Genomic DNA, 15,293 nt, shown 5'->3' with positions numbered 1-15,293 from the left:
CACTCGTCTTACCATTTAAATCTTTTTACGTACTAATTTAGGATATAAATTAAAGGATTAATATGATGAATCCAAGGACTAAGTATGTAATTGCGGTCCTATCCATTTGGCTTGCCCTGTTTGGAGCAAGTTTTTTCATTGCGAAAAAACTCATTGTTACTGATTTTGAACAACTTGAATACAGTGATGCTATAGAAGCAAGCCGCAGAATTGCACGCACAGTTATTTCAGACTTACACTATATAGACGTGCTAGCTGCTGATATGGCATATTGGGATGATACCTATAATTACATACAAAAACCTAACGATGAGTACATCCACTCGAATTTTTCCGAGGATTTTTTTAAAGATAAAAATATTAATGAAGTGATTTTTCTGTCACTAAATGGCAAGGTCGTTTGGTCCCAAGGATATAATTTACTTACAAATAAATTTTATCCAGTTGAGCCAAGCATAATGAATTATTTTAAAAATAATTCATTATCACTGATTAAATATAAAGAGAAATACAATAATTCAGGTGGAAATGCAGTGGGCATATCCGGCTTTTTACAGCAACCATCGCAACCATATCCCAATTATTATGTTGTTAATTACACTGTTGACTCTAATGAAAATAACGACCCAAATGGATTTATAATTTTTGGGAAAACATTAACGCCGGAGTTTATCAATAAAATAGGTCATAAGTTAGATTATGCCATTTCTGTGCAAGCTCCTACTATTCTTGAATCAACTCCTGAAAGAAAGCAAAAGTTAGCAGAACTGATTGATAGCGGTCGTTCTTATGTTGAACCAATTAACAATCAACGCTTAGCGGTTTATAGCGTACTTAAGGACTTTGATTTTAAACCAATAGGGTTATTGCAAACTGACCTATCAAGAGATATGCACCAAAGCATACAAAAAGCCGCCGTTAGAAATCAAACGCTACTTTTTATTGTCTCTATGGTGGGATTGCTATTAATTTCAATATTAATTTATCTCTTATTTCGAAAGCAAGAACGGATAACTAACTCCTTTGAACGATTTGTTCCCCATGAGTTTCTTGAATTATTAAATAAAAAAAATATTCTTGAAGTGACGCTGGGAGATAACTTAAAACATACCATAGCTGTATTATTTTTAGACATAAGAAATTTTACAACACTTTCTGAAAGCTTAACTCCACAAGGGAATTTTGATTTTGTGAACTCAGTGCTTAAACAATTGTCCCCAATAATTGTTGAACATCAAGGATTTATTGATAAATTTGTAGGAGATGCAATCATGGCTCTCTTTCCTGGAGAGACCTGTGCCGATGATGCCGTGAATTCAGCCCTAGCGATTTTAAAAAAACTTGCCCTATTAAATAAAACTAATTCATGGCTTTTTTCCTCTCAAGAAGTACATGTTGGCATAGGAATTAACTCTGGAGAGTTAATGCTTGGTATTGTTGGGGAGACAAATCGCCTGGAAAGTACGGTGATTGGTGATGTTGTGAATACGGCTGCGCGAATAGAGTCTATGACAAAAACATATGAAGAAAATATCCTAATCAGCCAAAGTGTTTATCAGTCGCTGAAACGTCCCGACCGCTATGAATTCATTAATATAGGAGAAGTCATGATGAAAGGGAAGGTTATGCCCGTAAAGCTGTATGGTGTGCATGAGAAAGAATCTCAAACCGACGTTATTAAATAATGAGGCATTCAATGGCAAAAACTTTAAGTGTTCCGAGGAGACAGACCACATCCTTGTGGTAGTGCATCGTCCTTGATGCGTTCAAATAATCCTCATGAGACATCCGCTGTCTTTCCTCGTACTGGTTTAATCATAGCGAATAATTGTAATTAGTTACACTCAAAATAGCTCATAATCATGTAAGAAATCTCTTAATTTGTTAAGAGTTAATTGATTGTGACCTATGTATTTATTGCATTTTTAAGCATGCAAGGTGTTGTTCAGGATGATTAAATTGATTAGAAAGTTGATTTTCTAGCTTCTTATAAGAGCTAGAATGACGGTAACAGATGTAATCTCCATTATCTTAAGTGACATTAGCATTACTCGTTATTTAAAGCCATTATCAGAGAATAGAAGCCAATCTATTGATGATTATTCGCATTCGTTGGTTTTAAATATACCAAACATAAAATAGCCGCACACAATGCAATAATGCAGCAAAAGACAATAGGCAAAATGAGTGACGCAACAATTAAAAAACTGCCTCCAATGCAGATAACAGCATCACCTAAGGTACGCAAACTCACTTGCGTACCCATGACCTCCCCTTGAATGGCCGTATGAGACATGTTTGATATATGGATAGTCATGGTCGTGGTAACACTGGTGATACTAAAGCCAATGAGTGCGAAGAATAAAAACATGGGTATGGGGTATTGAAAAATAACCATGGCCGCAAAAATTAACGTTGTAACCATCATCGCCCCGATAATAGCTCGGTGGATGGGCATGCGTTTTGAAAGATGGTGCGGAAGCCATGAGGCACCGAACGCCAAGGCCGCTGACAGTGCTGCATTATAAAGTGCAATCATGCCTGGTGACATGGACCATTTTCCCGCCAGATACACTGGGCCAAACTCATAAAACATATCTACAGCAAAAGTGAACAGCGTACTAATGATCAATAAAGGCTTCAAATGAGGATGATTCTGAAATAAGAGTTTAAATTGTCGAACAATATTGAGCTGGCTCCCTATGGATACTTTTTCTGCATTACCCAAACCTTTATGTTCTGGCAATTTCCACCATGCCAGTCCTAATGCCGTAATTGACGCTATTCCCGCGCATGTGAAAGGAAATGACCATGAAAACCAGGGAACTATATTTGAATTAGATAATAAACCACCAATAATTGGGCCGATTATATAACCAATACCAGCCATAGTATTGAGACGGCCAAAACTAACAAATTTATTAATAGTGGTCAGTTCTGCTGCTAGTGCCCTGGCCACTGCAAAGGTTCCTTCCATAAAACCGGTTAAAAATCGGCTAAATAATAATAGCCAGAAGCAGTGTGTCCAAAAGGAGATTACCGTCAGTAAATACCCCAGTATGCTTCCCAGCAAACTGATGATCAGTATTTTTTTTCGGCCATACAAATCAGAATTTCGCCCAAGAATAGGGGACCCAATAAATTGCCCTAACGGGAAAATAGCCAGGGTTAATCCTAGCCAAATACGTCTACTGGTATCACTCCATTGGGGAGAGATAATTGACTGATCCGTAGAGTGTAAAAACAACGGTGGAAAAATAGGGTACGCAATAGACGAACCAATAAAACTAATAAAGACGATTAGTAAAATAATCCAGAGTTGTCTTTTTTCTTTCATTACTTGCATGCGCATTTTATTCTTCGGCCTGTGGGATGCTATTTATCAAGGTACTATTAAGCATAGGCCCTAGAACAAAAAATTTTACTGTTTTTATCCTCAATAATTAAACTCCAGATATTAAATAAAGGATGATTTAATCGAATCTATACATACGTCAGATACTCGCCAAGGAGCTTATTTAAATATTCTGTAATGCGGATGAGTTGCATAGGCTAACATTTCTGCATCCCCCGAGCTGTCACCATAGGCATAAATTAAACGGGGTTCATTTCCAATGAGCTCTAAAACACGATTCAATTTCTCTGCGCCGTAACAACTTTGTCCCTGAATAGCACCGCTCGCAACATCATGAGAATTAAAGTGAATTTTTGTAGAGGCTATAGCGTCAAAACCACTAATCATAGCCCAATAATCGATATAAACATTAAATGCCGCGGTCGCTAATATACAATAATGACCTTGATCTTGATGCCACTTTAGTCGTTCTAACGCTGTTTTCTTGACCAAAGAAGGGATAATTTGATTAGAAAAGTGTTCACCTGATTGGTATAAATGTTCACGAGTCAAGCCTTTAAAAAAGGTTGATGCAATGATGTTATTTAACTGATCCAGGCTACTAAAATGACAATGATAGCTAATCAGAGAAGGGAACCTAGTAATCAATTTTGGTAGGAAAGTGTGCCCACTAATACATTTTAAAAAGGGAGTTGTGGTGCTTTTTTTAGTGATGGTACCATCAAAGTCAAACAATGCAACTGTTTGATTGTCATTGATTTTTGTTGACATGATAAAATCCAGAATAAATCTTGTTGGCTCCTATCTAGTATAGCGTGAATAACAATGCATTTTTTGTGCTCTATAATTAATCATATTGATCATTTACGCCCTTCTTTGTTTTTAATTTGTGAGTATTGTATTATGAATTCCGAGAGTAATTTATTAAATATGGTTTTTCATTATGCGCAAACCCAACCTCAACAAATAGCCTTAAAGTTTTTAGAGTCTGATTATCAAAGTAGTCAGGAATTATCTTATCATCAGCTAGGTGAAAAAGTTTTATCTTTAGCGAAAAAACTAGCGGCATTACAAACCAAACAAAATCAAACAATGCAAAAGCCCATACTGCTGTTATTTGATTCCAGTATTAATTATATTGTTTCTTTTCTCGCCGTATTGCATTCAGGTAATATTGCTGTCACCGCTTATCCTCCCCGTCAAGTACGACATTTACAACGCTTATTCAAAATTATTACTGATTCTTCCGCTCAATTGATTCTTACTACCAGTGCGGTAAAAAACTATTGCGACGAAAATAAATTTGAATTTCCAAAAGGAACAACATTAGTTTGTGTGGATAGCTTAGCGCAAAAGCCATCTAACTTAAGCATCTCTTTACCAGAAGTTTGTTCAGAACATATTGCATTTTTACAATATACTTCTGGTTCTACAGGCTCACCTAAAGGAGTAGTGGTAACGCATAAAAATATCTGTGCTAATCTTAAGCTTTTAGAAAAATATTTAGGACATGAATCCGTGCGTACATGTGTTTCTTGGCTTCCTATATTTCATGATATGGGGTTAATTGGAAACACGTTATTACCTTTATACACAGGAGGTACCTGTGTATTTATGGAACCCTTTACGTTCTTAAAACATCCTTTTTTCTGGCTGCAAGCAATGAGTAGGGAGCAGGGAACCTACACAATGGCTCCTAATTTCTCTTATGATTTGGCTCTTAAAGCATTAAAATCCCAAAAATCACCCTTAGAACTTGATTTCTCATATCTGCGTTGTGCGGTCAATGGGGCAGAACCTATTAATCCTGAAACGATACGACTCTTTGAGCAAACACTAGCACCTTATAACCTTAAAGAATGCACGATGAAACCTGGTTATGGTATGGCCGAAACAACTCTGTGTATTTCTGTTGCGATGACTAAAGAGCGCTCTGCTCAGATTGACAAAAACTCTTTGGAAAGAGGCATTGTGACACAAACTAAGAATAGTGAGCCTGGTACCTTTGTCGAGTTAGTCAGTTGTGGGCATGTGCCAGAAGAATATTTAGTGCGAATTGTGGATCCAAATACTTTGCACGTACTCCCTGTTAATACTGTCGGTGAATTGTGGGTTCAGGGCGATTCAGTTGCCTCTGGTTATTATAAAAATCCGGAGAAAACTAAAGAAATATTTGAGGCGTTTACTGCCGATACGCATGAAGGCCCCTTTTTAAGAACAGGCGATTTAGCTTTTCTGGATGAGAAGAGCCGTTTAACGATTTGTGGGCGTGTTAAAGATTTAATCATTATTAATGGACGCAATATTTATCCTCAGGACATAGAAGCTGCGTGCTATCAAAGTGAGCGCGCCATTATGTCCCATTGTGCGGCTGCCTTTTCGATAACCCAAGATTCAGGTGAGGCATGTGTGTTGGTCGCTGAAGCTAAAGCGGAGCTTGGCGATACCCAGTATCGAGAAATTATTGCAAAAATCAAAAAAGCAGTTCTTGAGGCAACAGATGTTAGTTTATCGGATATTGTATTAATACCTCCGCAAAAAATATTAAAAACCAGTAGCGGCAAGATTCAACGCAGTGCATGTAAGCAAGCTTATCTGAATGATGAGTTTCAACGGCTAGCTTGGATGGGACAGTATACAGAAAAATTTGAAAATCAGCAGATCGTGCATATAGATGAGATGGAACATAAGCTCGTACTCTGGCTGAAGGAGTGGATTGCTACGCAGACAAGCACTCCTCTTGAGGCAATTGAAGTGAATGGAGCTTTTTCTGAATATGGTCTTACATCACTCCAATTAGTAACGATGATGAGTGATTTGGAAAAAGTCGTTGAGCAAGCTCTGGATCCATGGCTTGCCTGGGAATTTCCCAATATTCATAGTTTATGCGCGCATTTAATCCAACACGAAGCTACTAATAATCAAGGTGTGGAATCCAAAGAGTACGAACCTATAGCCATTATTGGAATGGATTGTCGTCTACCTGGTAAAAACTATCAGGATATTAATGGGCTTGATGAGTTTTGGCAGAGCTTGTTAAAAGAGGAGGACAGTATTGAACCTATTCCTCCCTCTCATTGGGATAATCGATTGTATTTTGATGCCCAGCCGGATACTAAAGGTAAAATGTATTCTGCAAAAGGAGGATTTTTAAATGATGTAAAACGCTTTGACACAAAATTTTTCAATATTGCTCCTCGTGAAGCAGAATACCTTGATCCGCAACAGCGTTTGGCATTAACGACCACCTGGCATGCATTGGAAGATGCGGGGTTAGTCGAAAGCGAATTAAAAGGTTCGCACACCGGTATTTATCTTGGCATTAGTACCCATGATTACGATCAATTAATTCAAAAACAAATACCACTCACTGAATTAGGTACTTATCAGGCTACAGGTACTAGTTTTGCTACGTCTGCAGGGAGAATTGCTTATTTCTTAGGAACGAATGGCCCTTGTATGGCTATTGATACAGCTTGTTCTTCTTCTTTAGTTTGTATCCATCAGGCAAGTCGCGCACTGCAAGCGGGAGATTGTGAGTTAGCGATTGCTGGCGGGGTTAATTTAATTTTGTCACCTGAAAGTAGTATTATTTTTTGTAAAAGTGGCATGCTTTCTCATCATGACCGATGCAGTACTTTTGATATTAGCGCCGATGGTTATGTACGTGGTGAGGGATGCGGTATTGTGGTGCTGAAAAAGCTAAGTGATGCATTACGCGATGGGGACCGTATTCATGCGGTGATTTACGGTAGTGCCGTGAATCAGGATGGAGCTAGTAACGGTTTGACCGCCCCTAATTTGGCAGCTCAGGTAGATGTAATTAATACCGCATTAAATTTGGCTCACTTAAAACCTGAGCAAATCACCCATGTTGAAGCACATGGTACTGGAACTGAATTAGGTGATCCTATTGAATGGGAAGGGATTCGCCGCACGTATGCTCAAGAACGTAGGAATCCTTTGTACGTTAGCTCTGTAAAAACACGTATTGGCCATCTTGAGGCTGCTGCAGGAGTGGCCGGATTCATTAAAACGGTGTTGGCAATTAAATATGGGCAAATCCCTGCTCATTTAAATCTACACCAGTTGAATCCTAAATTGCATCTACACGACTCCATGTCTATTCCAATGCATTGTATACCCTGGGAAAATGAGTCGCGTTATGCTGGGATTAGTGCTTTTGGTTTTAGCGGCACCAATGCCCATATTATTTTAGGCAACACATCAAGGGTGGAGGATAAGAAAGAGTACATTAATCGACCTGAGCATTTATGGGTGGTTAGTGCCAAAGAGCCCCAAATTTTGCAGCAATATCTCCAAAATTATCGTACTTATGGTGAACAGCATTCAATTCATTTTCCCTCACTTGCTCATCAATCGTTGACTCAACGAACACATTTCCCCTATAGAGCTTTTATTAGTGCCCAAGATCAATCTAGTTGGCTATCCGCTTTGCAACAACAGCAATGGCATGAGGGAAAGATTGTAAAAAGCAATCAGTTGGCCTGGTTATTTACTGGGCAAGGTTGCCTGGTTCCAAATGTAGCGACCGCTTTATACCAGACGATTCCTGAATTTGCTGCTGTTTTGGAACAATGTTGTGCCATTGCCCAAAATTGGCTTTCTTTTGACTTACGGACAATGTTATTAAATACCCCATCGGATGTGGATATTAATAATACTTTATATGCTCAGCCCACCTTGTTTGTTTATGAATATAGTTTAGCGCAATGGTTCTTGCATTTAGGACTAAAACCTAATGTGTTGTTAGGGCATAGTTTAGGAGAATATGTTGCCACCTGCGTTGCGGGAATATTAACTCTTCATGATGCCTTATATCTAGTGTGCAAACGTGCATTATTAATTTCTTCGTTACCTGTTTCAGGAGGAATGTTGGCTATTAATGCCGCAGCGACGGAAGTAGAGCAGTTTATTTATCGTTTCGATGATTTGGTTATCTCTTTAAAAAATGGCCCGGAACAAACGGTAGTTTCAGGGACAGATGCTGCAATTTTAGCTTGCCAAAACTATTGTGACGAGCAGGGAATTCGATGTAAAAAAGTTGCTACTTCCCACGCATTTCATTCGCCCTTGATGCAACCTATCGTTGATGAGTTTGCCAAAATTGCTGCTGAAATTACATATCACCCAGCAAAAATAGCGGTTGTTTCTAATGTGACAGGAGCACTATTAACCGAGGGGGAAATCACTAAGGAATATTGGTGTGCACATATGTTGCAAACCGTGGAATTTTTACAGGGAATTCATACTTTAGTAGCCTGTGGAGTGGAGTTATGCCAAGAAATAGGCCCCAAACCTATTTTAGTAGCTCAAGCACAAATGGTTCATGAATTTATCGTTTTACCTTCAGTAAGTGAACCTGAAAATCCTTGGCCAGGGCTCATGGAAACATTAGGAACCTTCTATTTAAGAGGGGTTGATATCAAATGGCACCTGTTGAATAAGCATGCATCTTTTGTCCATGAGGAATTACTTAAATATCCTTTTGGGGGTAAAGAATATTGGCTTCCAAAAAATGGAACTAATAGTTCCCCAAGTAGTGAGATGTGGAAAACTTACTTATATCGTCAACAATGGGTAAAAGCAGATCCTCATTTACCTTTAATTAGTCTAAAAAATGAGCAAGTACTTTTGAGTGGTACTACAGTTCTCGAACCTAACTCGCTATTTTTATGTACGAAGATGAACTTTCTCCCTACGGATAAAGTAATGGATCACTCTAATGAGAATGTCTTACAAAAAGCAAATTGGATTGTTTATTTTTGCCAGTCTGAGCCTGAAGAGATTATCGCTGAGACCATCTCATTTACTCATTTTGTCCAATATTTAATACAGAACCATCCGGAGAAGCCAGTTCTATTGCTTACTGAATATAATTCTTTGATTGCTCCTTCTTTATTGGCCTTATTGAAATCAATAAAACAAGAATACCCACTATGGTCTGTTCATTATTTGGAATTCAACTTAAATGATGTAGATAATAATCCAATGCAGTTTATTGGCAGTAAGGAAGAAAATTACTGGGCTTTGCATAGGGAGGAAGACGTGTTTTATCGTCAGGATATTAGCCCTGTCGAAGTGGAAAATATTGGCGGTAAACGGAAAATTAGTGCTGATTTTTCATGTTTAGTTACCGGAGCAGGTGGTGATGTGGGGCAAGCTCTCATTGAATCATTATCCGCGTTGGGGGCTCGCTATATTATTGCGATTGGGCGCAAAAAGCAGGAGCCCACCTGGAGTGAGGAAATAGTACAACAAAAAAATCAAGGAACTAAAATTAAGTACTATTCATGCGATATCGCGGATTATGACGCTCTATTGCAGTTGATGGAGAAGCTTCCTGATGATTTTCCACCCATAGGCATGGTTGTTCATGCAGCAGGAGTTGCTCATGACAAACCTTGGCAAGAAACGACCCAAGAGGATATTCGAGAGATATTGAGTACCAAAGCCCTTGGAGCTTGGAACTTGCATCAAGCAACCTTGAATTATCCACTTAAAGCGTTTATTGCCATATCCTCTCTCAGTGCGGCATTAGGCAATCAAGGACAAGCAGCATATGCTGCAGCCAATGCATTTTTGCATGCGTTGAGCACATATCGCCGCCAAAAAAACTTACCTGCTCAATCATTAATTTTAGGTCCGGTTAAAAACACAGGCTTATTTAAACGTAATGAAAAGCAATTAACTTCTTATTTAGCTGAAAAGGGGATTATCCCGTTGTTAAGAGCAGAATTACAAATGGTTTTTCAGCATCAAATTAATGAACCTAATTTAATTGTGAATAATTTCTCAAGGGACCCTTCATTGATTATTGTCGATGCTTCATCATCTGATGATTCTTCGAATGCTCTGGATAAGAGTAAGGTATGTACCGCAGAAAAAATCCTCGCTATTGCTGAAGAAGTTCTAAAGCTGTCTTCAGGAGAACTCTCGATTACGGATAATTGGTTTGAGTTTGGCATGGATTCCATTATGGCAACTCAACTTATCTATAAAATTAATCATAGGTATCCAAATACTCGTATTTCGTCCCAAGATGTGTTTAATCATGCGTCGGCGCAAGAGTTGGTGCTAAAACTGAATGAGCACTCTAAAAATCCTGTGCAGGATAAAAGTGTCATACAGTCTCCTGCTCATCAAACCAGACGTACATTTCCTTTATCATTACAACAACAGGAAATTTGGAATTTCATTCAAAATTCTCCACAGAATCTGGCTTACCAGATTCCTATGGAACTTGCAATTACGGGTAAATTATCTGTAGATAAATTGCAGCAAGCGTTATCATTTGTTCTGAAGCGCCATGATATTTTACGCTGCAGTTTTCATGAAATTGTACATCAGGTCAATCAGCATGTGCATGAGGATTGCTCCCTCACCTTAGAATTATATGATGAATATAATGGGCAACAGGTTGCTGACTTTTTTGATATGACGTTCAATCTTAGCAAAGCCCCTTTGCTCAAAACCTGCTTAATCCGCGAGGGAGAAGATCAATATCGCTGGCTGCTTGTTTTTCACCATTTAATTTGTGATGGCTATACGGCCACATCCTTTATAAAAGAAGTAATTGCCCATTATGAAGATAAGCCTCTTGAAGATGAAGCCATTCATTACAGTGATTATGTGAGTTGGCAATGGGAGCAGGTTTTCAATCGTTTTGATGACGAAATTGAAACATTTTGGTCTCAGCAATTGCAGGGAGTTTCTATAGACGTTCCTTTAGCATTAGAAACCCAGCATCCTCAAGAAGCAGGTGTGATTCATACAAATATCACACTTAAAGATATGAATTCCTCTTTGGCATTAATAGAACAAAATAAACTCTCATTGAGTAACTACATTTTAGCAAATCTGTTTACTATGTTGTTCGATAAGTTTGAGCAAGAAAGGCAAGGAATTATTGTATTTTTCTCAGGAAGAGAAAACGGTGACTTTGCTACAGTTTTTGGAGACACCTCGAATGATGTTTTATTAGTTGGTAGGCGTGATACGAATATTTTTAGTCTCGCTGAACGATTACAGCAACAAATATTTTCGCTACATGAAAAACAATACTACCATATTCCTGTATTCAAAGAATTAGGCCTCGCGACACCTATGATTTCATTTGATTTTCAAAGGAGTAGTGACTTAAATATTGATACCCATTTCCAAATAAAAGCATTAAAAAGTGGCAATATACAAAATTATTTATGGGGAGATGAACCACGTTTATTGTCATTTAAAGTATTGCTAAAAGCACAAAGCTTAGAGCTAAGTTTGAAATATCGACGCGATAGGATAGATGATTCATTAGCTAATACCTTATTAGATGCTTGGGTAAATACCTTAAGAGCTCAGGAACAAAATAATACTCAGATGGGTGAGAAGCCTCTAGCTTTATATGATGCGACAATAATGCAAAGCAATTTATGGCCATTATTTAAGGGACATCCTGATAGGACTCCTTATTATGTGCCTGTATTCAAAGAAGTTGGCGAGGTTTTGGATATAGAACGTCTTAATCAAGCAATCAATAAAGTGATTAAGGATACTCCCGCATTACAGGTATTTTTTATTGAGGATAATGACCGGCTTAAGTGGAATTTTAATCCAAAAGCAAACACAGAAGTGCAGGTTATCAATGATAAAATCCTTTGCGAAACCATAGGGCGGTTATTAGTAGATCCACTTGACATAACACAAGCTCCTTTATTTCGTTGTTATTTGGTTCATTGTGATGATCATCAGCAATCGATTTTATTAATTCGTTTTCATCATCTAATTGCGGATGGTGTTGGTGCTGAATTATTTTTTAAGCGGTTGGAGGATGTATATCTTGGGGAGAAAAATAACTCCGAGTCCAATCTACACAAAAATAGTTATCTGCATGACTATCACCAAGAAATGTTGCTGTATGAGAATAATAAATCAGAATATCATCGTTACTACAGCGAAATTAATCAGAAGTTAGAACCACTTCCCGACATTGAGCGACCCCAAGCAGTAAATTATGTTGGTGGAGTAGTTTATAAACTGTTACCTCATGAAGATTCAGAAAGGGTACATGCTTTTTGTCGACGACATAATATTTCCCTCTATACTTTTTATTTCCACGTCTTTTGTCTTACTTTGGCTGAGGTAAATAAGCTCAATAAGATTTATATTAGTCTGGTGAAATCAAATCGTGGTCGATTAAATGATCCGGAAATGATTGGATATTATGCGGATAGTGTTCCTTTTCTTTTTGAAGTCAAAACCGACAGCGCCTCAACCCAAGCCCTTAAAAATACTCAGATGCAAGTGCTTCAACTGATTGAGCGTTTTCAATATCCTTTACGTAGCGAAGATGCGGCATACGCTGAATATACGCAACCCCGATTTATTTTTAATCAATATAATCTGGAGCCTTCTCGCGGTTTACTTTCTTGTGCCGATTATTTGATTGAAAATTTAATTAATCTCAGCGGAAATAAGGTGGGACTATGGAATTATAATCGTCCTGAACAGTTTAATTTATTGGTTCGTAGTAGTCATCTGAACCACATGATGGGATTGGTTTATGACCAGTATTTATCGACTGAAGCGGAGGCTGAATTGTTACTAAAATATTTTAGAGAAAAAATATTAAGTTTTCTTTAAGTGGGGTTGACGGAGCAACCTCTCCTGCGGGAGTTTTTTACAAGTGCAATCTTCTTCAAATTAGTGTGCCCGTAAACCCTATTTCCAATAGCCGTATGATTCACCTTGGGATAAAAGGTGAATCATAACTCATAGGAGGTTGTTACCATTTTTAACTGAGGTCAATTGCTTTTTTCAGAGTGATTTGGTGCTATCTGAGAATCAATAATCATGCCTGTAATACGTTTTAAATCATTGATAATCGCAAGATAAGGTTTATTGGTCATTGAAATAAGGCCTATGTCTTTGCTCGGAGTAATCTGGATATGAGTAGTCACTCCATCTACCCAGCCATTTTTTACAAGTTGTACGGGCAAAGCCTTGTTTGGAAAACTGACATGCCAGCCTAAAGCCATTGCATCATCGCCAAACTCGAAGGGATTAGAAAATTCAGACTGATAAATATAACTGGCTTGACTTAAAAAAGAAATTTCTCTTGCACGAGATTCATGGCTTAATTGATAAGCAGTAAATCGGAGCATATCCGGCATTGTAGAATAGATGCCACCACTTGGTTGTTCAAAGTTAAATTCCCAGTCTTTTTTTATCAAATCATTATTGATCCAATAGCTTGCTATTTCACGTTTCTGTTGTTCAGGAGAAAGTTTGATTGTTGTGTCTTTGAGCTGTAAAGGCTGAGCAATTAACTGATTTAGTAACCCGCTAAAATCAGTCTCCATTTTTTTTGCCAGCAATTGGCCGAGTAAACCAAAGCCTACATTAGAATATTGGTAATGGGTTCCTGGTTTATATTCAGGTTTGTAGGTGTTATACCATTTAACAAATTCTGACATATCATAAGGAATGTTAATTTGATAATCCTCATTATCAGGCAGGCTAGGTAACATTCTAGGCAAGCCTGAGCTGTGGGTCGCCAAAGCCAGCAGAGTAATTGGATTCTCATTTTTCTTGCCATTTTGCAATAATTCATCAATTGTTGAATTCAGCTTGACTTGCCCTTGGGCTACCATTTCTGCAAGCATTTGTGTGGTTAATACTTTTGATACTGATCCGATAGGCCATACTGTATCCATTTGCGGGCGTTGATTATTCCCTATTTTCGTTTCCCCGCAGCTGATTGCCGCTTGTTCATTGCCAGAAATAACCCCTATTAAAAGGCCTGGGGTGACCTTTTGATCAAAGATAGCTGATTGAACATAGTTCTTAATCTTTTCCAGAGGCAGCGTTTTTATATTTTGTTGATTAATAACAATGCATTCGGGGGCACTATGGACAAGAAAAGGTAGAGACAGCAAAAAACAGCTTAAGGTTTTTTGAATCATGCAAATTCTCCTTATAAAAAATCATGATATATCATTTGGATATAGATCGTTAAGGAGTTAATCATACATCAGATGTATTTGTCAGCCCTTTTACGCACCCATAATGAAATCGGGATGTGAACTTGGAGTATAAACTTAGGGAGGGCACCGTCCCCTCACTTCGTAGAGTAATTCAGACTTGGCTGGTCGCGCTTGATACGCCATCCTCATCATGTTTTATTAAGTGTGAAGGTAAATGATTTTTATCCTGCGGATTTTCCTATGATTCATTAATTATGGGTAATCTCTTCACTTAAATAGTTACTCAAATCGGTGACTAAATCCCAATAGTATTAGAAAAGACTCTGGGCAACATTTAAAATACTGGTTTTATTGTATACCGTTTTAATAAGCCAATATTAATGCCCGCATTAAATGGGTTATAAACATTCTTCGATGAGACACATAACGAAAATGGAAGTGAAATCAGGCCTTATTTGTTTTTGTGTTATGAATTAACCAAATAAGGCATTGAAGTAAATTATAACGTCCACTATTTTACAAATTTTGAAAGCAAATAACCAATTCCTGTAGCAATAAGAACGGATTTAATCGGCTTTTCCTTGATTTTCTTAACCAACTCATCGTAATTGCTTTCTAAATTTTTTTGAACGTCACACGCCTGTTTTTTTACAGAATCACTTATGTAATCGGTTTTATCCTTCATTTTCTCGATCGTGTCTTCGGCATTTTCTTTTAACTTATCTGCGAAATGGTCAATGTTATTCATAATTTCAGTCTCCTAAATACTCAAAAGATTAATTTTACTCATAGGGAACGAATGCTCATCCTCATTAAATGCGGCCCAACAAGGCTAAGATAAGTAAAATAATCAGGATTGTTCCAATTAAACCACTAGGCCCATAACCCCAGTCTTTACTGTAATTCCACCGAGGAAGACCACCTATAAGGAGTAAAATTAACAG

Annotated in this window: 7 protein-coding genes; 2 read left to right on the top strand and 5 right to left on the bottom strand. The window is 37.8% G+C overall.

Annotated elements, in window-relative coordinates; all coding sequences use genetic code 11:
- Positions 1–62: 62 nt before the first annotated feature.
- On the top strand, positions 63–1,685 hold the full coding sequence (locus E1P08_RS12950) for an adenylate/guanylate cyclase domain-containing protein (protein WP_133137435.1): 1,623 nt from the start codon (positions 63–65) through the stop codon (positions 1,683–1,685).
- Between the two features lie 404 nt (positions 1,686–2,089).
- Here E1P08_RS12950 and E1P08_RS12945 read toward each other — a convergent pair whose 3' ends face one another.
- Both E1P08_RS12945 and E1P08_RS12940 read right to left on the bottom strand, forming a co-directional pair.
- Complete coding sequence (locus E1P08_RS12945) at positions 2,090–3,352, bottom strand: MFS transporter (protein ID WP_133137434.1); 1,263 nt, start codon at positions 3,350–3,352, stop codon at positions 2,090–2,092.
- Between the two features lie 162 nt (positions 3,353–3,514).
- Positions 3,515–4,126 (bottom strand): HAD-IB family hydrolase, encoded by a 612-nt coding sequence (locus tag E1P08_RS12940; protein ID WP_133137433.1) that lies wholly within the window; start codon positions 4,124–4,126, stop codon positions 3,515–3,517.
- 132 nt (positions 4,127–4,258) lie between these two features.
- On the opposite strand from E1P08_RS12940, the gene E1P08_RS12935 reads away from it, so the two are divergent.
- On the top strand, positions 4,259–13,006 hold the full coding sequence (locus E1P08_RS12935) for a type I polyketide synthase (RefSeq protein ID WP_133137432.1): 8,748 nt from the start codon (positions 4,259–4,261) through the stop codon (positions 13,004–13,006).
- A 161-nt stretch (positions 13,007–13,167) separates the two neighbouring features.
- Here E1P08_RS12935 and E1P08_RS12930 read toward each other — a convergent pair whose 3' ends face one another.
- From E1P08_RS12930 to E1P08_RS12920, 3 genes are all read right to left on the bottom strand, one after another.
- Positions 13,168–14,328 (bottom strand): serine hydrolase, encoded by a 1,161-nt coding sequence (locus E1P08_RS12930; RefSeq protein ID WP_133137431.1) that lies wholly within the window; start codon positions 14,326–14,328, stop codon positions 13,168–13,170.
- Between the two features lie 532 nt (positions 14,329–14,860).
- The gene (locus E1P08_RS12925; protein WP_133137430.1) at positions 14,861–15,097 is read right to left on the bottom strand and encodes a hypothetical protein; all 237 of its coding nucleotides are present in this window, start codon (positions 15,095–15,097) and stop codon (positions 14,861–14,863) included.
- Positions 15,098–15,161: 64 nt separating this feature from the next.
- Entirely contained in the window at positions 15,162–15,287 is a 126-nt protein-coding gene (locus E1P08_RS12920) for a DUF3309 family protein (protein ID WP_278043066.1), read from the bottom strand.
- Positions 15,288–15,293 lie beyond the last annotated feature (6 nt).

The organism is Legionella rowbothamii (genome assembly GCF_900639985.1).
Classification (GTDB): Bacteria; Pseudomonadota; Gammaproteobacteria; order Legionellales; family Legionellaceae; genus Legionella; species Legionella rowbothamii.
Note: the sequence above shows the minus strand (reverse complement) of the source record. Positions and strands in the feature narration are given on the sequence as shown.

Coding starts and splice junctions, on each gene's coding strand:
- E1P08_RS12950 (WP_133137435.1), top strand. CDS start 63: ATGATGAATCCAAGGACTAAGTATGTAATTGCGGTCCTATCCATTTGG.
- E1P08_RS12945 (WP_133137434.1), bottom strand. CDS start 3,352: ATGCGCATGCAAGTAATGAAAGAAAAAAGACAACTCTGGATTATTTTA.
- E1P08_RS12940 (WP_133137433.1), bottom strand. CDS start 4,126: ATGTCAACAAAAATCAATGACAATCAAACAGTTGCATTGTTTGACTTT.
- E1P08_RS12935 (WP_133137432.1), top strand. CDS start 4,259: ATGAATTCCGAGAGTAATTTATTAAATATGGTTTTTCATTATGCGCAA.
- E1P08_RS12930 (WP_133137431.1), bottom strand. CDS start 14,328: ATGATTCAAAAAACCTTAAGCTGTTTTTTGCTGTCTCTACCTTTTCTT.
- E1P08_RS12925 (WP_133137430.1), bottom strand. CDS start 15,097: ATGAATAACATTGACCATTTCGCAGATAAGTTAAAAGAAAATGCCGAA.